This window comes from Scytonema sp. UIC 10036 (assembly GCF_009725235.1).
This window is the reverse complement of the sequence record NZ_WJFC01000121.1, coordinates 1-22,495: the sequence shown is the minus strand read 5'-3', so window position 1 is coordinate 22,495 and position 22,495 is coordinate 1. Positions and strand designations below refer to the sequence as shown.

Annotated in this window: 13 protein-coding genes; 7 read left to right on the top strand and 6 right to left on the bottom strand. The window is 45.7% G+C overall.

What is annotated here, in order from left to right; all coding sequences use genetic code 11:
- Positions 1-449: 449 nt before the first annotated feature.
- A complete protein-coding gene (locus F7734_RS39005) occupies positions 450-3,995 on the top strand; it encodes a plasmid replication protein, CyRepA1 family (RefSeq protein ID WP_155749805.1) in 3,546 nt (1,181 codons plus the stop codon).
- A gap of 994 nt (positions 3,996-4,989) precedes the next feature.
- On the opposite strand, the gene mobV is transcribed toward F7734_RS39005, so the two are convergent.
- A complete protein-coding gene (mobV, locus tag F7734_RS39000) occupies positions 4,990-6,759 on the bottom strand; it encodes a MobV family relaxase (RefSeq protein WP_155749804.1) in 1,770 nt (589 codons plus the stop codon).
- A 547-nt stretch (positions 6,760-7,306) separates the two neighbouring features.
- Here mobV and F7734_RS38995 point away from each other — a divergent pair.
- Together F7734_RS38995 and F7734_RS38990 are read left to right on the top strand one after the other, a co-directional pair.
- Positions 7,307-7,798: a hypothetical protein gene (locus F7734_RS38995; RefSeq protein WP_155749803.1), complete on the top strand. Its 492-nt coding sequence runs from the start codon at positions 7,307-7,309 to the stop codon at positions 7,796-7,798.
- A gap of 62 nt (positions 7,799-7,860) precedes the next feature.
- Positions 7,861-9,234 (top strand): ParM/StbA family protein, encoded by a 1,374-nt coding sequence (locus F7734_RS38990; protein WP_155749802.1) that lies wholly within the window; start codon positions 7,861-7,863, stop codon positions 9,232-9,234.
- A gap of 149 nt (positions 9,235-9,383) precedes the next feature.
- On the opposite strand, the gene F7734_RS38985 is transcribed toward F7734_RS38990, so the two are convergent.
- The 4 genes from F7734_RS38985 to F7734_RS38970 form a co-directional block, all read right to left on the bottom strand.
- On the bottom strand, positions 9,384-10,667 hold the full coding sequence (locus F7734_RS38985) for an O-antigen ligase family protein (protein ID WP_347566356.1): 1,284 nt from the start codon (positions 10,665-10,667) through the stop codon (positions 9,384-9,386).
- A 5-nt stretch (positions 10,668-10,672) separates the two neighbouring features.
- Entirely contained in the window at positions 10,673-12,523 is a 1,851-nt protein-coding gene (locus F7734_RS38980; RefSeq protein WP_155749801.1) for a nidogen-like domain-containing protein, read from the bottom strand.
- An 88-nt stretch (positions 12,524-12,611) separates the two neighbouring features.
- Positions 12,612-13,838, bottom strand: coding sequence for a hypothetical protein (locus F7734_RS38975; RefSeq protein ID WP_155749800.1), 1,227 nt, complete (start codon positions 13,836-13,838; stop codon positions 12,612-12,614).
- Positions 13,839-14,193: 355 nt separating this feature from the next.
- A complete protein-coding gene (locus F7734_RS38970) occupies positions 14,194-16,755 on the bottom strand; it encodes an SBBP repeat-containing protein (RefSeq protein ID WP_155749799.1) in 2,562 nt (853 codons plus the stop codon).
- Between the two features lie 793 nt (positions 16,756-17,548).
- On the opposite strand from F7734_RS38970, the gene F7734_RS38965 reads away from it, so the two are divergent.
- The 3 genes from F7734_RS38965 to F7734_RS38955 all read left to right on the top strand — a co-directional run bounded on the left by F7734_RS38965 (position 17,549) and on the right by F7734_RS38955 (position 19,911).
- A complete protein-coding gene (locus F7734_RS38965; RefSeq protein ID WP_155749798.1) occupies positions 17,549-18,151 on the top strand; it encodes a ParA family protein in 603 nt (200 codons plus the stop codon).
- Positions 18,097-18,633, top strand: a complete 537-nt coding sequence (locus F7734_RS38960) for a hypothetical protein (RefSeq protein WP_155749797.1) — start codon at positions 18,097-18,099, stop codon at positions 18,631-18,633. The genes F7734_RS38965 and F7734_RS38960 overlap by 55 nt, the downstream gene beginning before the upstream one ends.
- Before the next feature lie 294 nt (positions 18,634-18,927).
- Entirely contained in the window at positions 18,928-19,911 is a 984-nt protein-coding gene (locus F7734_RS38955; RefSeq protein ID WP_207714319.1) for a DUF6602 domain-containing protein, read from the top strand.
- Positions 19,912-20,487: 576 nt separating this feature from the next.
- Here F7734_RS38955 and F7734_RS38950 read toward each other — a convergent pair.
- Positions 20,488-21,477 carry a tyrosine-type recombinase/integrase gene (locus tag F7734_RS38950; RefSeq protein WP_155749796.1) on the bottom strand — a complete coding sequence of 330 codons (990 nt, stop codon included), beginning with the start codon at positions 21,475-21,477 and terminating at the stop codon, positions 20,488-20,490.
- Between the two features lie 567 nt (positions 21,478-22,044).
- Between F7734_RS38950 and F7734_RS38945 the strand changes: the two genes are divergently transcribed.
- A partial coding sequence (locus F7734_RS38945) for a hypothetical protein (protein WP_155749795.1) occupies positions 22,045-22,495 on the top strand: 451 nt, incomplete at its 3' end.

Below are 22,495 nucleotides of genomic sequence, written 5' to 3'. Positions count from 1 at the left end.
CGACGCCGACCAAAGCAAAGACTGTTAGGGTTTTCCAGGAAGTAAGCTGAATCCCGTATTCTAGGGGCGGGTGCCCAATGAGTGGGTTGATTTCCCCTCGAGCTTTGCCTTGCGGGTTATACTCTTTGGGTCTGTCATAACACTATCTTACAAGGTTCTGTCAATCTTGTCGCTCTCTGCTGCCATTTTTTTGGGAGAGAAAGTGATATGGTTCGCGATCACATCGCCGGAATTTAGTCAACTCACTGAAAATCTCTCAACTTGTAGAAGAAATCAGAGAAGACAATCTTGCAGTAGATACCAGAGTTTTTGACGCACAAACCCGCTCCCTAAAACTGTGAAAAACGTAGTTTTGGAGCAAGCGCTGTGGTTTTCAATACATTGTGTGGGCTGAATCCTGAGTGGCTAGCTTATTCGAGCCATATTTCCATTTTGAGGGAGGCTGCAGTATGAACAGCCCCTTCAAGCCGTTAAAAAGCAATTGTCCCATCTGCAATGGTGCTAGTCGAGGTAGGAGCAGAGGCGGAAAAGATTGTCGGCAATCAACTCTCACAAACTGGATTCACTGTAAAACTGGTTTGGAATTGGGTACTCCCTCTGGATGGATTTACAGAGGTGAGGACTCCCTTGGCTTCGGGATGTACTCTGAGGATGATGGAAGCACTCCCGAACAACGGAGGGAGATCCGGCGTTTTCAGCTGATGGAGCGCCAGTTACGGGATCGACAGAGGAAGGAGGAACTAGCCAAGGCGCTACCCGCAAAGGAGCGCGATGGGGCAATTAGGGTCTTGTCGCGGAATTTGGGGCTAACAATTGAGCACAGGAAGAAGTTGCGCGACAGAGGGCTAACAAATGAGCAGATTGACGCTGGCGGGTTCTTTACCATTGTCCCGAATACGGATCTGAAGGTGTCCCTGCCAGTTAACCTACCAGGAATCAGCAGAGGGTATCTACGAGCTGCCGGGAGGGGAATTGCTTGCCCAAGTCGCACGCTTGATGGTATGCTTTCTGGCTGGCAGTTGCGCCTGGACGTAGCCGATGGAGGCAAGTACAGATGGGCTAAGGGCGATCTCTCAAGCCACTTGCCAAACGGAGAGCTGCCAATAACTGTCTGTATACCATCCGGAGCGGACATTTCAGACCTGCGGGCTTGCGAAGGGATATTGAAGCCCTATGTTGCTAGCTGTCGGTTAAACCTGCCCTTCATTGGTGCATCAGGGGCGCTTTTTTCCAAATCTTCAGAGCAAGTCAAAGAAGTTCTGACACAACTGCAACCCAAGCGGATCGTCCTGCCCGTGGACGCAGGAGACGTGAAGAACTTGCAGGTTGCAGCCCGATGGCTGAATGAAGCAAAGTTTTTCCAAGAGCTTGGTTACACGGTTGTTTTTGAGTGGTGGAATCAAGTCGAGAAATCCGGGCAAGACATTGACGAAATCACTTTGGAACAGCATCAAGCGGCTTCCATGCTGTCAATTGCGGAGTTTACCGAGTTGTGCCGTGCTCATGGGGGTTATAGAGCCTCAGAGGAGCGCGATTCCCAAAAGCAGGGCGAAGCTGAGCCCTACACCGCAGAATATGAGCAGTATGTTACCCAAGAGGAACAGCAAAACGAGTGGGATCGAGGCTTTGATTCTTACTTGGCGGATCGGGAACACCAACAAAAGGTACAATGGCTGGCAGCTTATCCCGAGCGCGTTCAAAAGACCCAGCAAGCCCTACAGGACATCACCCCCTACGTAACCGAAACGCAGGATTCTAAGTATGTAGAGATGTCCTTGGAGAATCTCACCCCTGGTATTTACGGGCTGGCGGCGGGTATGGGTTCTGGTAAAACTTTTCTAATCAAGCAAGCAATCAACCACTTCAGTGATGGGTTGCTGTTGAGCTATAGGAACTCCCTGTTGATCCAAACCTGCCGCTCAAGGGAGGTGGCAGATAAAATTTCTTTCCTGTGGGATCTACAAAACCGGGCAGTAAAGTATACGGAGATTCCCTGGATCGGGGCTTGTGTGGAATCAATTGTCAAGCTGCCATCTAAGAAGGTCGTTATTTTAGAGGAAGTAGAGAAGATTGTCAACGCCCTGCTTCAAAGTCCGACTTGTCGTCGCGAGCGCAGAGAAAAGCTTCGTTGTTTCACCAAGGTACTGCAACAGGCAGAGTACATCATTGCGGCAGATGCGGACATATCCCCGGTCTCGTTGCGATACCTGCAAAAACTGAGCGGCAAGCAAGTCCACCTGATCCACAATATCCACAAGCGTTTTGAGTGGCAGTGTTTCTTCCATAGTGGCATAATCACACCACGGGGAGAGCAAAGACCTAACTCTCGGAAGGACTTTGAGAACCGCTTGCTTGACGCGGCATCCAGTGGAGAAAAGCTGCTAATCCCTACCGACTCCCAACGCTGGGGGCAAGCCTTAGAGCGCCAACTTCAGGCAATAGGGCTTTGCGGACTGCGGATAGATAGCTTTACTAAGGTGGAAGATCCTAGGGTCGATGCTTTCCTGACCAACCCAGATAAATGGATAGAGGAAAACCAGCCAGACTACATCATCTACTCTCCCACAGCTGAGGCCAGCTTGGATATTACCATTCAGGATTACTTCGATGGTGTTTGGGGCTGTTTCTTCGGGATTATTAACCATTGGGGCTGCAAGCAGATGTTAGGGCGGCTCAGAACCAACTGCGTGAGGCACATCTTTATCAAGACCTTCAGCACAATAGATAACCGGGCTAGCAAGTCCCCTCTACCACAGGTTGTTGCTTTGAGCTTGATTGAAACCAGCCAACGAACCATTGAGCAGCTTGGCTTAAATTTCCCTGCTTTTGCTCCTTACAGTGATGCTACAAGTGAATACTACACTAACCCTCATTTTGAAACTTTGACTGAGATTGTTGCCAAGGACAACTGGTCACGAGCCAATTTGAGAGAGAACTTGGCGGAAGAACTCAGGAAATCGGGTCACAACGTCATTTTGCTTGGCATGGCTGGGGGTAACGTAATTGTCCCGAACAACCCGATTGCGGGTCACAAAGAAGACATCCTGCGAGAGTGGGCTGATATTATAGCAAACTCTGAAGATATTTCCATCCAAAAAGCTTATGACATCCTGTCTTCGTCAGATGCAAAGCCAGAAGAGCGCTGGAAGGCAATCAAAGCCACGCTACTAGACCGACTGCCCGGTCTTGAGTTGACCCCAAACTTCATCTTTGAGCGGTACTTGAAAGACCCCATGTGGATTGGGAAGCAGGAATTAAGGTGGATGCTACATCACCCCGAAGTTGCCAAGGACATCGATACCAAGCGCTTGTGTAAGGCGATTGAAAATGAGGATATGCCCTGGGATGTCCGCACCCGTACTCTTGCACTAAAAGCGCTACAAGTATTGGAAATCCCGCAATTCTTGGAAGCAGTCCAACAATCCCATCTTGAGTGGCACACCAATTCACCAATCGTACACGAATTTAAGGAACGGGCGATCGCTAACCGCAAACTGATACTATTGGCACTAGGTATTAATGCCAACCAGGATAGTGATGGTTGCTATCTCTTGAGGCGGTGCTTGGAAAAAATAGGAGTGCCTCTCATAAGACGGCAGCGCAGAGTGGAAGGGCAAAGGGTGTGGTTCTGCCAAGTTGATACCACTGCCCTCACAGGGGGTGACCATGCAGCTGCGTGGGGAGCTTTTGAACGCCGTTTCGAGTGTCACCAACCGACCTCAAATATAGACAGTATTTACATTTCGGCTCAGTTGGTGACACCTGAGATTGATGAGTGGTTGCGACCAGAAAACCTGGCTTCAATGGCAAGCGACTTTCAGCGAAGCCAAAATTCAGAGGAGCTTCTCTTATACTTCAACCTCTACCCCACATATGCAGTTGAGGAAGCGGCTAAATTGCTGCCACCGCAATTCGGGCAGTGGGTCTTGGATTGGGCGAATTGGTGGAAGGCAGAAAAGGAAAACTCATTGGTACAAACTGAGGCGAGCGCATGAAAGACTGTCATTGAGGTGCAGGGGCCACAAGGTTCTTTTGAAGAATTCAACTCTGAGAATGGGATTTTTGATGCGTTCGTTCTTTGTGAAAATGGTGAAAATCGGTACTTTTGAGAGAGAGCCTAAAAGAGAAACGTGGCCACCAAAATATTGCTCGCTTGGTGGAATATGGCTTAGGGTCAGCCTAGCACTCCGCAGTGGAGCACACAGCCGAAAAGTACTGTGTGGTAATGGTTTTGGGGATTGATTGACGGAGTACCCAAACACCACCGCAATCCTCATCAATACCACTAATACTCACCATTTTCATGCAGTTTGCCTGCAATTTGGTAGGTGTTGGTCGGTTTTAGACACTCACTAATACCACCACTGCACCACTCCTTACACTTTCAATACTCATTTACACCACTATTTCACTCATACTGAGGAGAAAGTATATGTTATCACAACATTGTCCGCAACAAAGAACGGTTATTTGATAGAGATAGTGTAATTGTGTTTCATGATGGACGACACCTGTTCTGGGAAATCTCGGTTTTTCGAGCAGAGAATGGGATTTTCAGTGCGTGCTCGCATAGTGAAAATGGTGAAAATCTGTACTTTTGAGAGAGAGCCTAAAAGAGAAACGTCATTACCACGATATTGCTCGCTAGGGCGAATACTCCATAGGGTGAGTCTAGCGCTCCGCTCTGTCTCCTATGGCCTCAAAGTCATGTATGGAGAGGGTTTGATGCAGGTGGGGGAATTTGAGCGAGTTTTGGGGTAAAGTGAGCGAGTTTTGAGGGATTGGTACTGGTTAATGGGGATTGTTGGGCGGGAGTGTGTATTTTGTGGTGAGGCAAACTGAGGGCATATTGGGGTAAGTTTGCCTCACTAAAGTGCTAATACTGAGGTGGTTTGAGCGACTGTGGGGATTTAGTCTAATAAAGCACAGTAGCTTACTGACAAATATCAGTTATTTGATAGAGATAGTGTAATTGTGTTGGTTGGTTGCTTATCGCTCAATTCCCCGGTTCTTCTGTTTCTGCTGTTGCTGTTGTCGCAACCTAGCTAACAGCTCCTCATTCCAATCAAAGGCTATTGGGCGCATCCAAACAACTTCTGGCAGCTGCTCCCGAATCGCTTGAGCCAATTCAAAACCAGATGCATCATTATCTAAAGCGGCTATCACTGTGGGGATGGTTCTCAAGTATTCCACAGGCAAGCTCTTGGCACTGTCAGCTGCTAGGTACATAGTCCTTTGTTGGGGGACTCCTTCTATTGTTGCCAGTGACAGGGCATCGATGGGCGATTTTGTCAGCACAACTCGCTGGATATCGCCATCTGGCTGTCCACCCAATCTGAGATAAAACCAACCATCTGCACGTTTAGAGCCACGGGCGTATCCCATGAAAGAGTTGTCTTCTCCCCTGGTGCCACGCAAGAACGCTCCGGTGGTTTCTCCCGTGAGCGAGCGCATTCTGAATACGGCATTTTGGTTGGAGTCAGCATAAACCAAACCAATGCTGTGGAGGGCTTGCACCATTTCTTTTGGCAGTCCCCGTTTTTGAATGAGGTATTGCTGTACTGCGGGCCACTGGCTTGAGTCAACAGCGGGTGGTGTGAACTGAGGTGCTGGTTCTGTTTGGGCAATCTCAATGGCTTGCATCCTGGCATGGTGAGTTGCCGCTTTGAGCATTCCCCCTTCTCCAAATCTATCGTTTAACCACGCTAGAGCATGGGGGAAGGTACAACTGTTGACGTGCATTACGAGGTCGATTGCTCCACCACCCCCTTTTTGGGAACTGGGTGAGAAGTCATACCACTTGGGTTCATCTATATTAATGATGTGTCCTGTGCCTTTCCACTTGCTATCTTTGGTGTTGGTCAGTCCCAACTGCCAAGCCACTTCTTCTAAGGGGAGGTCTCTCAACTGGTCAAGCTGAGTCCGCAGTTGCTGGTTTTCTGCTGACAACTGTTGCCGCAGTTTCTCAGAAGCTCTTGCCGTTTTCTTTGCCTGCTTTTCTGCCTCAATTGCACGTTGTCGGTCTGCCAACTGGTGATTGATGGTTTGGATTTGGGGGAGAGCCTTAATGCGCTCGAACAATTGCTGTGCTGTTTCCCCCGGTTGTGGTCTTAGTCTGTCTAATTCCATTAGTAGGGGGTTGCTGTTGACTGCAGTGTAGTACTCCTTAACCTTGGTGTGAGTAGCTTTGCTGCCTTTCACCCCACGTTCTATCCCCAAATGTGCTAGCGCTAGGGCATAACTATCTTGCAGTTTGGAGAGTTTTTGCTTGCCCTCATTACCATTACCACCAAACATGGCTTTATGGCTGAGGAGTTTGGTCTTTTGGTTAACTGGCACCACATAGGCGTGGATGTGGGGGGTTGCCTCATCCAAGTGCAGTTCAGCCCTAACGCACTTATCACCGTAATTATCCAGCAACCACTGTCGGGAAGCATTGGCGAAATCCCACATCAGCTGGTCATCCCACTCCCCTGCGCGAGGAGGGTCATGAGGACGGAAATACTCTGGAGATGCGCTTAGGAATATCTCGCTGCAAAGGACAGCATCTTTACGTGGTTTGTGCTTGCATTCAGAGGCAATTTTGGCTTGTACTAATTCAGAGAGTGGTGGGTCAAGTGGATTGCCAATCAGCCGAATGTTGGTTTTGGTGGGGTCGGCATTTGGGGTATCCTGAAGGCGAGCGGTGTGTGCCTCACTGCCACCAACACTCCCAAAACTTTTTAGTTTCTCCACTCGCAAGATTGCTAATGCTGCCATCTAATTGCTGTTACTCCAACCACTGTCCGTCTAGATGAAGTATTCCCACTTGGGCTGCTCGACTATGCATTCTCGTTCGCTCTCGACAACAACACACCACCACGCAACAACTCCCAACAAAGCCCCGCAGGGCGAACGAAACTTCCACGTCGCGAGTCCCTTGCTGGGATGAGAGATGCCGCAGGCACCCGTAGGGCGTGGAAGTGTAGTGAGTACACCACCAACGTGGACTGCTCTACCCGAAAACCCTTTGGGGTAGTCTACGGGGTCGGGACAAATGGCTGAAAGTGTTGTGTGGAGCGGGTTTGTCGGCTTTTTCTTGGTAGGGGCAATTGTTGTACCTTTGATGACCCCTAAATGTACCTTTCAACACCAGTCGGATGTGGTTTTTTCCAGAATTTGACGCTGTACGTGTTGGTGAGAGGGGTCATGTGGAGTCACTTAATGACACCAAAATACAGAGGCGGAGCAACATATGTACCCATATAGCACCCAGTGTGGTTATAGTCTATTTAATCACTTTTGATACTGAGATGTCTGGTTTGTTATGGGTACAAATGGTTTGCCTGCAGAACGGAATGATGGTGCGTTATTGCTAAGGGTAAAGAGAGCACCCTCTACAGATGATGGGATAGTGTTTGCGTATTTGGCTAGTCAGCGACAACCACAAACAGAACTGGCGTGTGAAGCAATGCGTTCCTATTGGTTACCCCTAGCTCTTAAAGAACGGGGGGTTAAGGGGAAGTCCCTTAAGTCGGCGGGGCAAAGAGCCATCGCCCAATTGATGCAGCAGATAGAGATAATCCGATTGGAGTGCGGACTGAGACCGGACGAGATGCCCTTTGGTGAGTTCTTGCGTCTGTCTCCCCTTGTTGTCCCAACTCCTGGTGTGACTGCACCAACTGCAACCACACCATCTCTACCACCAACTGTTGTAGAAGATACGGGGGATGGGGATGAGGAATTGGAGGATGAGGAAGATGATGGGGATGGTTTTGACTCTTTTGGTGACAAATTGGAGGATGGATGGATGGTATAGTGTTGCAACTCTAGAGTTGGTTGAATTATCTTGGAGAAAGATAATTCAGTATAAAATCAACTATGGCTGTGGATAATCTACCTAATAATACGCAATCACCATTCACTAAAACTAAGAGTTTGGATGAAATTATTGTTGTTGTAGATTTGGGTGCTAGCAAGACCAAGGTTATCTTTCAAGAGTACCCAAACGGTCAGCCACAGGTTGTTTGTATGGATTCAGAGGTGGCAGATGTAAGCTTGGAGTCGTTACAAGCAATCTTGGTTGGTGGTCAGCCAGAGTCCAACTGCTGGGTCAGTTTACCGGGTGAAGGGAGTTATGCTGTTGGTTACTTGGCTAGATACAAGTTTGGTGGCAATGCGATGTTGCGTTCCCTCAAATTTGATTGGGCAATACCAAAGGTTGCTGGCGTACTGTGGGTGGTGAGCCAAAAGTTAGGGAAAAAAGGCTCTTTTCGGGTTAGATTAAGCGTGCTGCTACCACCATCAGAAGGTGGGGATACTAAGTTGTTAGGAGAAAAACTCTTACAACAGTTGCAGGAGTTTGTCACTCCCACAGGCATAATGCGGGTGAAGTTGGTCGATTTTATGGCATTGCGAGAGGGGTTTGGGATTGCCCGGTATCGTCAAACTGTGTTGGGTGATAAATTCAACTACTGCAATATTGCAGTTGTGATGGTGGGATACCGCAATACCAGCATTCTCCCTATTGTGAGAGGAACACCCGGACTAGGAGCATCTAGCGATTTGGGAATGTTCTTTATGGTGAACAATTTCGTTAGTGATTGCGGTGCTGGATTATCCTCTGATGACCCCAAGGTACTGGAGGCTTTGGTTGAAGCGGGTTCTGAGTGTGATGCCACTGTTCTCTTGAGTTTATCCCGCAAACGCAAGTCAGAGGACATTGCGGCAGATGGGGAGAGGTTTGCAGCTGTAGCCCGACGTTCTCGTGCAGATTATGCTAAAGCCGTCATCAGGTGGTTATCCCAAACCATACCCGACGATACGGACGAGATTATCCTTTGTGGGGGGACTGCGAGGTATATAAAGGATGAACTTACCCAATATTGTGACGAAACGGGAATTGATGTGATATGGGATGGAGGGATTGTCGTTCCTAAAGTTCTCGATACTTATGGGATGTCTGAACGGCTTGCCGATGTGTTGGGGTTGTATCAATATTATGTCAGCAAGTTAGATTCGCTAAAAAAAAAAGACGGAGCGACTCGGTTAGTTGAGATGATAGAAGCGGCTGAAAAAGCGGAGAAAGAAGCTGTAGAGAAAGCCGCAAGAGAAGCTGCTGAGAGAAAAAAAGCGGCAGAAGTGGCTTATTTAGTTGCTCAGATAGAAGAACACAAAAAAAACCGTCGAGAAACGTGGTGGTTGGAGGAACAATTGTATAGATTAACTGATGGTAAGCAGGGCAGGCGACTCTAGGAAAGCACTCAATGTTGGGGTGGCTAGGAGCAAGCTTGAACTTGAGGCGACGCCGCGAGCTTGTGCAAAAAAGTTAGGGTTGACGTTCAAATCGGTGGAAACCAGCCTCAACTCGAAGTCTGCCTTCCTTTGTGGCGCAACTGAGGTACTTAAGGTACGATTTTTTCACGGGGGAGAGACATTCCTTTGAAACTGAGCGACCACCAAACCAGATGGGTGAACTGAGCGCACTCAAACCAAGTGAAGGTGAAGGCGAGGTAGGCAATTGCTACTGCCTCTATGCCACGGTAGGGTGATTTAACGATCTGCCACATACAGAATGCTAACAGGGCAAGGTAGGGCAGCATCCCCAGTAAACCTACAGATAGAGTTGTGTCTAAAATGAGATTGTGTGCTTTCACTGTAGGTAGCTGTGCCGTCTTTTGTTGCCCGTTCTTGTCTTGGTAGTCGAAAGTGAAGTCCCCCAAGCGAGTTACTTTTGCTAGCTTTTTGCGGTACTGTACCTCTGGGTAAGCGGCACCAAAACCATCCATACCCCATCCCAGTAAGGGACGCTTGTCGATACCACGCCCTGATACCTCCCATAGGTGAACTCGGTCGGATGTGATTTGTTTGATAACTGGTAGTTTGTCAAGATGCCTGGTAGTCGTGGTGATGCCAACTACCACCAAACACGCTAGCGCCGACGGGACTAATAGCTTGTAATGTTTGCGTCCTAATAGATAAGCAGCTGCTACCATCAGGGCTAACAATCCTGCTCGAGTTTGGGTGAGCAGTAGGGCGGGGATAATGAGAACACTGGCTATAGCAGCACACCGAGTGCTTATCCACCGCCACTGCCAACCCACAAGTGTCATGACTGCCGTTGCTGCTAGGACAAATGACGCATGACCTCTGTGGGAGTACAAACCGATTGGCTGTTGGTTTTGGAAAATGGTACTGGCTAAGATATTAGCCCTGAAAAGTTGTCCTGATGTGGCAGTGTAGTCGATTTTCCAGTCAATAGCTTGGGGGAAAATGCTGAGCGCCAGGACGACACCGCCGATGACTAAACCTTGCAGTTGCGATCGCCCTAGTTCTGGATGCAGTCTGAGCAGTAGGGTATTGCTGAGGGTAAAGATGGCAATCAGTACCCAGTAGAGCAACCCATCACCCATCTGCTCTTGACCGAGTAGGGAGCGTAGGGGGAAAGGACTTGTAAGAGTTGAGATGAGTCCAACACCGAGAAATATTTCCCACAACAGTTTGCTGAGGAACCAAGTTTGGGGAATCTTGAGTTGAGACCTTTCTTCCCACAGAATTAAGAAGTTGAATATGCACGTGAGTAAGATGCCGAATACTTTTGGCTGTGTCCAAATTTCCCCTCGCATCGTACCCCAAGGGTTAATAAGAATGATGCTAAGGGAAAACAATAGGGTGTAAAGGTGGTTCACTGCTGTTAAGATTTTCTGATTAAGAGCGCTCTTATTATGCCCCAAGCGCCAAGTGCCAATAGTCCCAGTGCCGATGTAGGTTCGGGGGTAGAAACAGGGGATTTTGACTCGAATTCACTCCACCAATTAGTGTCCTTGATAAAATCACCCCAGTCAGGATCATTAATATAATTCCGCATTTCGGGTGGTAGTTCCTGGTATCTAACCCGGTTAGCACCAGAAGTCCCAGTGCATCCGCCGCCACCACTACTACCGCTACAGCTACCACCGTCGCCGCTACCACCGTCGCCGCTACCACCGTCGCCGCTACCACCGTCGCCGCTACCACCAGAGCCATCTTCATAGCCGTTACCAACTACAGGCACATTCAACCAAAAATAACTGTTGCTGACGCGCTGACTTATTCCTGCCTGTTGGGAGCCTTCGAGCGAGAATTCAAATGGATTGACAGTTGATAATCCGTCACTCAATCCGACGGCGGCCGGTGTACCGCCGAATCCGCCGCTTCCACCACTGGCATCACCTGTTTCCCATTGGACATTTTTGTAAAAGAAGCCGACGTTGCCTTCACCTGGAGAAACGGGGTAATCCGGACCCCGTAGCACTAGCTGAACGGAGGCTGATTTGTCTGCGTGCTGACTATAGTATCCCACGTTGTCCCATGTGACGATAACTTGGTTGGGAATATCTTTTCGCACTGTTACGGTTCCTACCCCACGTGTATCTACATCACCCCAATAAGGGGCAATCATGTGAGGAGAAATTTGTGCGGTGAAAGGTCTTGGTGTGTATGTTCCAATCGGACTACCAAAAGAAATATTGCCGTTGTTGTTGAGATAGAAATCGTTGTAGGTTTTACCAAAATAATTAAATGAAAAGCCTAAGGGAATAGCTCCGAAGGAACCATCGTCATTAGGTACATATCCGCTAGGAGGCGAGCCTATTCCACCACCGATCATGTCCGTGTAGTATCCCCGATAGGTCGGGCATTGACTGGCATCACTAAAAATCTGACCGGTACTCCTAGACTCACAATTACGATTGTAATCATATTTCCAACCCCATCTAACGCCGTTATAAATTTTGACATCTCCAACTTCTCTTCCCCGAACTGTCCTGGTTGCGGTCTGTTCGGTTAAGAATAATTCTGCCGACCAATAAAAGCTCTTGTCCAGTTGTCGAGTTTCTGGGGTTCTGTGTGGATTGTCTACAAAACCTCTATATCCTTCGCCAAAAATATTTCTGTTATAGAAAGGATTATCTGTAATTCCTCCGTTGTCAATAAAACTTTCACGGTTACCTACTGACCCATCTGCTGCTGCAAAGTTGGTGACTACCAGTTGAATCCAATCCAGCCTTTTCGTTTCAGGTCTGGGGTCAGAACCAGCTGGATTGTAGTCTACTCGGATTGCGGCTCCTACTGCACGCTCTGGAACACTAATTGGTTCGCCTAAATCCGCCCCACACCTATTTTGATGAGTTTGAATACCACAAGCATAATATTTCGTAATATTAAAATTTCCTTGTAAGTTACTACCAAGACTAAATCTCCAGCCTTGGTCTCTAAAAGGTTTTAGTTCTTTCCATAAACCAAACGTTCCAGCAAAAACGTAGCTTCTTGGGAGTTCATAAACTAATCCTGGTGGCTTATTCCATGAAGAAGGAATTAATAAATCAAATGAATTTAATGTTGTCACTCCTCTACCACGGGGAAAAATGGATTCAGATGAATAATTTTCTCTGAGAGTACCAGGTTGTGGAGTGGGTGTAATATCAAACGCCAACCCCGATTGAGCAGTGTTTGTGACTAGTAATGTTGTTGCTAAAAGAACTAGGGGATATTGTCGTAATTGCATTTTTTGTAACTCCAGTACACATCCAATTTTTTTTAGTAATTCTCTCTAAAGCCAGATTGATAAATGGCAATTGTGAAACCACTTAATTTCACAGTTTGTTGAGTTGAAACTCTACAAAAGGAGTATCCACCCGCCCCGACCAAACCTTGGATGATCGCATTTGTTCAATTGATTCCCGGCCGTATTCAATCCACTGTCTTGTTTCCCAGAATTCTTGATAGCTAAAACGAATTTGATAGGTAGCTAGTTTTAGTTGGTCGAACCACCAATAGCCCCCATCTTTCCTAACAATCAGAAGTTTGAATTGGTCCAACTTCTGCCACAAAAGCTTAGCTTCGAGAAAGAATTCGATACATTCTCCCGGCATAGCTAGGGGAAAATCAGATTCTTTTGGGGCTTTAACAGCATCACTACCACCACCTCTCTGTTGTATTTGACCGTCGGCTCCCACCAATTCAGGAGTTAATGTGCTCCATAAGCTGAAACGAAGGGGGTCTTGGGTGTTATTGGTAATTCTTAACCCTATCTGTATAGAAAAAATGGTATTGTCTTTTTTTCTTGGCAATGTCAATACTCTTTCCGGCATTATGGTTTCAAAACGGATACCATTAACTTCTACGGCGTTACCGTTAGGCTCCATAGGTTGAATCAAGTGAAAATTAACGAAGGGTGTTGCCGGATGACTTGACTTGATTTGTGATAGATTTGTGACTCCTATTGCGGAGGATTCATTGTTGTAATTACTATTAGTTTTATTGAAATAAATGAACCGCAGCTGATAATGTCCTGGTTGGAGTGCATGAAAAGAGTAATAAGTTCTTGGTCTAAAGTATTCAAAGTCGAAAGAAAAGTTTTTATTAGGTAATTCCAGGATAAGTAAGTTATTCTGCCAAAACAGCCTTCCATCTAACCAAACACCAGTATCCCTTCCAGGTTGAACTAGCCAAGAATTAATACTTTTCGTATCTTCTTGCCTATTAAAATTAGCCAACTTTAAGAGCAAGCGTTTTAATTTAAAAATCCAACTTTGCTGTTGAGGTTGTTGTTGATTTGTGGATTCTTGTTCATTGATAACGAAAAGCCCCTGTAATGTTTGACCATCCGAGTTCACAAGTTCTGGAATAAAGGTGTCATCAAAGCTGACGGGAAATGGCTCTGATGTGTTGTTAGTTATCTGAACAACCAGATGCACGGGAGCAATGGCACTCCTCTTATTTTCTGGGATAGCTAGTACCACAATATTTGGTAGCAGAATTTCCAGCCCGTAGCCATCTGCTTCAAAAGTGTTGCTGTTATTTGATTCACTTGGTGTCATATTAGTTACCCTCTCTATTTCCAGGTTTTTATATGCCGTCATTATAGACGGCACATGGCTTAATGCCGTTATCCTAAAGAAGAGTGATGAAAAGTTTCAGTCGGGAAAGTGCGGATTGTTCAAGAGGTTTTTTACAGTTCTTCGTCTCATCTCATGCTTGGTATCAACAACAAAACTCTCTCCAATATCGGGCAGTCACATCTCTAGGGGCTTGCTTTTGAGCTATCAGAAATCCTTCACATAGGATAGCGGATAGATGCACAAGTCTTTAATGTATTGTTGCCAAGTCGCAATTTTTAAGAAGAGGTAGTTCTGTTGTCTTCAGATGTCCAAATCCCCAATTTTGAACAAACAATTAGTAAAACTTTGCTACCCAAGCATCAATTTCTCCGGCATTTGTTCCTTCTAAAGCAGCCCAAGTAGCTCCCGCAATATAGACATTATTGGCACTGTCAATTGCAATATTTTTGGATATATCGTCATTGGAAGTGCCTAGTTGTAGAATGGACATTTGGTTACCATTGCTGTCATATTTAGCTATCCAAGCATCAACTTCTCCAGCATTTGTTTCCCCTAACGCACCATCTGTGACTCCCGTAATGTAGAAATTACCAATGCTATCAGTGGCGATGTCATAAGAGACATCCAAGCCAGAAGTCCCTAGTTGTTTTGTCCACCTTAAAGTGCCACTACTGTCGTACTTTGCTACCCAAGCATCAACTTCTCCGACATTTGTTCCTCCTAACGCGCCTTCTGTTTCTCCCGTAATGTAGACATTACCAGCACTATCGGTGGCGATACCAAAGGAGTCATCGTAAGCGTCCGTACCCAGTTCTGTTCTCCACTTATTGAAGCCATTACTATCATATTTCGCTACCCAGGCATTAAAATTCCCTGCAATCCCTTCTCGCAATGAAGCATCGGTTCTTCCAGTAATGTAAACATTACCAACACCGTCCACGGTAAGGTCATTGGAATAATCTAAGCCACCACTATAACCCTCTTGTGCATCCCAGATGAAATTTCCACTACTATTGTACTTTGCTACCCAAGCATTAATGTCCTCAAAATCGCTTGTTAAAATTCCTCCGCTAATATAAACGTTGTCAAGATGATCGGTAGCAACAGAAGAAACAGCAAAGACACCAGATGTTAATTGTTTTGTCCACACGGAGTTGCCGAAAGTATCATACTTGGCTAACCAAGCACCAGTACCCTCAAAACCTGTATTTCCTGAGATGTTGCCTTCTCCTGCAATGTAAACATTACCAGCGCTATCGGTGGCGACACCACAGGAAATTTCATCACCGCCCGTACCCATTTGTCTTGTCCACAGTAATGTTCCGTTGCTGTCGTACTTTGCTACCCAAGCATCAACTCCTCCAGCATTGGTTCCCCCCAACTCTCCGTTAGTGTATCCCGTAATGTAGACATTGCCGACATTATCAGTTGCGACATTGTAGCAGGAGTCATCACCCTCTGTGCCCAGCTGTTGAATCCACGTTCGATCGCTCTCAATGCTGAGATTGTAGAAGGTGCTTGCCCCACTATTGCCTGGATAGACACGGATGTAGTAAGTACCAGCATTTAGGATGCGGCTGATAGATTCAGTAGCAGTGCCACCGTTAGTTGAACTGGTGATCGCGTTACCGCTGCTATCAAGCAATTGCACATCGGCATTGCCACTCAACCCATTCAAGGCAAGATTGAAACTGCTAGTAGCGTCGAGACTGAAACGGTAGTAGTCGTTGGTGTCTGCGCTACCTACCCAATCAGTATAAGTGCTGGTAGTAGAATTTAGGGTGATTTGACGTGCATTGTTGAGAGTGTTTCCAGCGTAGTCGTCGGGTGTAGCAAATACATTCAAGTTGTAGTTGGTATTAGCACCATTAAAGGGATAGACCCGAATGTAGTAAGTGCCTGCATCCAGAGTACGGCTGATAGATTCAGCAGTGGTGCTACCGTTAGTTGAACTGGCAATAACTTCACCGCTATCGATGATCCCATTGCTGTTAGCATCCCGAATCAACTGTACGTCAGCATCAGCTACTAGACCATTGAGGGCAAGATTGAAACTGCTCTTCGTGCCGAGGCTAAAACGGTAGTAGTCATCAGTATCAGATGAACCCACCCAATCACTGTAGGTGCTAGCTACTGAATCTAGGTTAATCTGACGTGCGCTGTTGAGGTTGTTTCCAGCAAAGTCATGGATTGTTGCTGACACGTTCAAATTGTAGTTGGTGTTAGCACCGTTGTATGGATAGACACGGATGTAGTAAGTACCAGCGTTTAGGATGCGGCTGATAGATTCAGTAGCAGTGCCACCGTTAGTTGAACTGGCGATCGCGTTACCGCTGCTATCAAGCAATTGCACATCGGCATTGCCACTCAACCCATTCAAGGCAAGATTGACACTGCTATTAGCACTGAGGCTGAAACGGTAGTAGTCATCAGTATCAGATGAACCCACCCAATCAGTATAAGTGCTGGTAGTAGAATTTAGGGTGATTTGACGTGCATTGTTGAGAGTGTTTCCAGCAAAGTCATTGATTGTCGCAAAGACGCTCAAGTTGTAGTTGGTATTAGCACCATTAAAGGGATAGACCCGAGTGTAGTAAGTGCCTGCATCCAGAGTACGGCTGATAGATTCAGCAGTGGTGCTACCGTTAGTTGAACTGGCAATAACTTCACCGCTATCGATGATCCCATTGCTGTTAGCATCCCGAATCAACTGTACGTCAGCATCAGCTACTAGACCATTGAGGGCAAGATTGAAACTGCTACTATTGCTGAGACTGAAGCGGTAGAAATCGTCGAGATCGGACGAACCTACCCAATCTGTGAATGTTTGTGTGGTAGGAGTGATATTGAACTCCCTAGCTGACAATAATGTGTTACCTGCTCCATCAATAGTCATAAATATTCCTTTTTCTAAATATAGGTGTATCTGACTCTCAAGAAAGTGAAAATAACTTTCTTGAGTTGGATTTTTACGGCTCTCTCGAATCAATGAAATACTCTGAGTCTGACTGATATTAAAAAGTAGTATCTTCTCAGGGGACAACTCTTCAGGCAAAACAAAATTTGCGGTTCTCTAACATTAGAACCGCTACTCAACAACCCATAAGATGATTTGTTGCAGTCGGGAGAGCGCTCCAGGTTCAGGATATTTTTACAGAGCTTCGCCCATATTACCAGGGCAGCAACAACAATATTCTCTCAAATGTCGGGCAGTCACTCTCAAGAGAAGTTGGCTCAAGAGCTATCAGAAATCTTTCAAGAAATAGCAGAATGGGTAGATGCATAAGTATTTAATGCAATGCGCGACTGTGTGCGACTGCAAGGGAAGTCAAAGAATGTTTTTAGCTTGATAATCAATTCTTGGCTGTTTTTTCTTTTTGGTAAATCCCCAAATTTACTGAATTGATAAAATCCGTAGAAGATGGAATTCTTGATGAAGATTTCTTGGAACTTTATAAAGTCAATTTAAAGGAGATAGTCATGAAAGAAGTTGAATAAAAAAAACATATTGATACAGATCTCACCTCGTAATTGCCGGAAATTACACCCCGTCAGGTCTCAATACTTTCAGGGCACGGTACCCAGATGCTTAGAGAAATGAGGCATTACACATCTGGGTACCCAACCAGCCAAGTTAAACGTGTACCCAGGTAGCGCTATGATGCTCTTAACATAAGGAGGGGGAGATTATGCCAATCATCTCTCTAAGCTCATTTAAAGGAGGAGTGGCGAAAACCACTTCGGCTATCTGCCTTGCCTCACTGTTTTGTGAGGACGGGGCAACTTTGGTTATCGACGCTGACCCCAACCGTTCGGCTACTACTTGGGCAAGACCGGGGGGACTGCCGTTTCAGGTGTGTGGGGAAAAGGAAGCGGCCAAACTCATGCGTCAGCAGAAGTTCGAGTTCATCATCTTTGACACACCAGCCCGACCCAATGATGTAGAAGTTGAGGAATTGGCGAGGGGTTGCGATTTGCTGGTTGTCCCAACTCCACCAGACCTACTGAGCATGGACGCAATGGCACTCATGGCTAAGTCCTTGCCAGAGGATACCAATTGGCGGGTATTGCTGACTATGGTGCCACCACCGCCACAAAAGGACGGAATTGAAGCGATGGAAGCACTATTGGCTCAGGGGTATCCAGTATTAAGCCGGGGGATTCGGTTTTACAAAGCATATAAGGATGCAGTAACGTTGGGAGTTCCCGTTTATAAAGTTCGAGGAGGGAAGGTGGCATGGCGGGATTGGACAGAGGTAAAAAACGAAGTGGTTCGGGCAATCCAAGAGTAAGCCGATTTAGTGAAGTCTTGGGGGCGGCACATGATAGCGCCCAAAAACCTGGGTACCCAGAAAGCCAGCAACCCTCACAACCAGCAACTCAATCATCCGAGTCAACACCTGCACTTGAAAATGTTCCTCAACCTGGGTACCCAGAAACTCAACCATCTAAGCAGTCAGTCACCCAACCATCCCAAGTGCTTGAAAGCAGTCCTCAACTTGGGTACCCAGAAACTCAACCATCTAAGCAGTCAAAAGAGAAATTAGCCAAGCGCGAGAATCCGGACTACACCCAAACCACTTTTCGCATTCCCAAGAAATTAAGCAGGCAAATCAACCGAGCGCTAATGGATTTGGCGGATGAGGGGGTAGAGATAGACAGAAGCGATTTGCTAGAAGAATTGGCTGGTGCATTTATCCGAAAAGCGGATGAAGTCGGAGTAGTAGAAGCGTTGGAACAATTCAAAAACCTGGGAACCCAGATGGATGAGTAGTTGAGTTGTGAGTGGGGAGTGCGATGGCTCAGAAAGCGCCCGCCTTCAAGCGTTCGCTCGTGCCAAGTACGTGACAGTTCGTGCGATCGCAACTAAAGCAGCTCATATGCGATCGCGTTCTTGAGCGCTGGCGCGTGGCAAAGCGGGCAGAATATCCAAAGAGCGCATCGCCCTGGCGCTTGATGAGTTTATTAAGGAATTGGGAGTTTAGTTACCATAACGTTATCGTAACTAAAGAGGGCGAAGATTAAGGCAACTTATAAGTTAGCTTTTTATCAAGGGAGATGAAAGTAATTGGAAGAAGTCAAAAATCATGATCTTTTCGATTTCATGTTACAAATCAGCCAAGAAATGTCCTTGGAGTATGAGCGTATTCAAAAACGGGCTACTGAAGATCCTGGCACTGCCGGAGATCAAGGAGAAGAGAACTGGGCAGAGTTATTGAGGGATTGGTTGCCACCTACTTATCAAGTTGTGACGAAGGGTAGAATTATAAGTCAGGATGGGAAAACAAGTCCTCAAGTTGATGTAATCGTACTAAAGTCATTCTATCCCAAGAAGCTACTCAACAAAAAACTTTATCTTGCAGCAGGTGTAGCTGCTGCTTTTGAATGCAAAGTTACTTTAAAGGCTGCTCATATTACTGAAGCGTTAGAAAATTGTATTGCAATAAAGTCATTGTTTACGCCAAGAAAAGGTTCTCCCTTTAAAGACCTAAATACTCCAATAATATATGGGCTATTAGCACATTCTCATTCTTGGAAGGGAGATAGGTCAACACCAGTGGAAAATATTGCGAATAAGCTTATTGAAGAAGATCGCAGGCTAGTTGATCATCCCAGAAAAATGATTGACCTACTTTGTGTAGCCGATCTAGGGTCGTGGGCTTCATCACAACATACTCTTTTGTTAAAGAAATGTTTCAGCCCAGACCTTGCGTTAAAGAAATCTGGACGTTTGCTTGCAGCTACCACTGCATATATAGGACATACAAATAACTTTGAGAGTCAAGTAGCTCACTTTAAACCAGTAGGTGCTTTGATCTTTTACTTGTTTGAGAAACTGGCACGGGAGAATGAAGAGTGCCGCGGCCTTGCTGATTATTATCAAATGACTAATATTAGTGGTGCTGGCAGTGGTCGTATTAGAGAATGGTACAGCAATATTTTTTCTGATGAAACTAAAGAAAAACTCGATAGAAACATAATGGGTCTTGAGAGAAGTATTCTGTCAAACTGTGAACCTTGGTCTGAGTGGAGTGTGCAAATAGAGCCTTGAGCTTATAAAAACTGCTGTTACTTAAAGGAAATGTTTGCCGCAGTGGCAAGCTTTTACTTTAATTAATTGCGGCTTCTTGATACTTTCAACAGTATCTAGTAGTCTATGTGACGAAAACTGCTGTAACTTTGACGGAATTCTCAACTAGTAAGTATAATTATTTACAATGCTATCAATGGACAAACGGCTTACTTTTAGTTCAATTCTGAACTAACGGCAGAATTTTACTTTAAATAGTGGGATAAGATACTGTCAGTTGAAGTTGCGATCGCAACCAGAATCATTCGGTTTTAACTAAAATCTTGCCATTAGTTCAAAACTAAAGTAAAAGCTTGCCCTTTGTCAGTCAACTCTTTCTAACCAAAAATGTTGAGAGTGACGGAATTTGAACACAATAAGAGTGGATTCCGTCTCAGGAATCAGCGTAGTTACTGTCTAAGTATAGAATTTCTGGACTCAATTTAAAGTAAAAGCTTGCCAGTGCGGCAAACATTTTCTTTAAGTCACAACTGCCACTTTATCTTTTAAGTAACATTTGGTCACGTTATGGTTCAAATCACAGTCAGAAATTTGATATTAAGATTTGCGCTTTTTCCCAACACGAGCTGCTAATTTATTAGTTAACTCCAGTTGGTACTGATTTTTGTTGTCCTCATAAACCAGGATTGTCCTTGGGTCAGCATGACGGCTGAGGTGCTGAACCTTGCGGTAATCGCCCTCCGCCAAGTCAAGAGCATCGGTAATACCTGAATGCCTAATTTTGTGGGGTGTCATCCGCTTAGTTATTCCAGCTTTTTCGCAAGTCTTACGCACGAGCGCATAAATTCCATCGCCCGTCAGCTGATGACCTTCATTATGAAAGTCCAGTGCAATAAATAATGGGTCACTAGGTTTGAGATTTGTACGACAGCCCAACCAATCAGAGATCGCCTCCGCAACAAAAGGGTTTAAATCAATTCTAGTTTCATCATTGCCCTTGCCCTTACCGTAAACAGTTAATGTGTTTTCGTGGTAATCGAAATCCCCAACTGTTAATTTAGCAACTTCTCCACGACGTAAGACATTTGCCCAAAGCAGCAAAAATAAGGAATAATCTCGCTTCCCTTTAACTGAAGAAATGTCAATCACATCAAAAACTTTATTATATTCATCCACCCCTACTCCCCTGGTGTCTCTGTATTTTGTCACTTTCAATGACTCGATGCGATCGCCGTCAAAATGGTACTGACACCGCTTGAGGTTACGCCCCACCTTAATTAAATATTTGATAGCAGCCAAATAACGGTTGATGGTCGCCGCCTTCCTACCTTCTGTCACCAGATGATTTTTAAACTTGAGGATTAACCCGTTAGCCGTCTGTTCATCTAACCCCCAAAACTCTTCAATATCTCTTGGCGTTGGTTTCCTTTGTAAGAAATACTCAAAAAATATTCGGATATTGCCAGCATACCCCCGTTGGGTAGTTTGCGCCTTCTGCTGCAACTCTGCCAAAAAATCATTTGATGAAAGCAGTTGACTGGCAACAGAGGTAATTGAACTTTCTGTAAAACTACTTATAATATCCATCTACTGGCGTTTATGACAATGCGGCTTTCCATTAACGTCATATAATACCACACCATACTCTACCGAATAAACGACTACATAAGAGAAAATCGCTCGCTCCAAGCATCACGAAAGCAAAATTTAGCCGATTCTTGGGGGAGCTTGGATTGAGAGTTTTGATTCTCCGTAATGGTTGTAGTTATTGGCACATAAAAGCCATTGGATTGATATCTTTTTCGATTCAATGTTGTGATTAATGCAACAGTTATTCCCCCGCGTTGTAGGATGCTCGCCCAAAACACAATGCCTCGGACGCATTGTCCGTGTAAGACCCCCGTGACTTCAAAAAATGAGGGCAGAGGCCTCGGCGTATTCTCAACAAGCTTTATTATTGAGAATTAGACTCTCTACAATGCCCACCAAGCCCTTTATTTTCTCGTGGGCATCCAATTCTTCATTCAAGCCCTTTTAAGCCGATATAGCGCAATTAGGCTCGATTTAGCTGAAAAACCTAAAAATCTATACTCATGCTGTACATCTATCTGTACAATAATTCTATCTAGACTTGTACAGATGGGATTCTAGAATATGGCTGACAAAGACAAGTTTCTAGCCACCTTCCGCATTAATCAAGATGAGTGGAAGGACTTCATGGCACAGGCAAAAGCAGAAGGGTCGAGCGCCTCGGCTGTGCTGGTTGATTTCATTCGCTGGTATCGGTCTGGAAACAGAATTGCTGCTGATACCAAAAGAAGCACTCATCTAGATAATCTAGATTATATTATAGATTCTCGGATTGAAGCTAGAATCCAAGCCCAATCACAACTTCCATTCAATCTAGATGATATTCTAGATGAGCGAGAGAGAAATCTAGAATGGCGTTTGACTCAGGTTCTAGAGGAGAAACTAGAAGAACTACAGGGCAATCTGAACAATCTAGAATCTGCTCTAGATGAGCGGAAAGATAAGCGAGAACAGTTGCAGAAATCAGCACAACAACAGCCAATGGAGGTAGAGACAATGCCGTCTGAGAACGAGC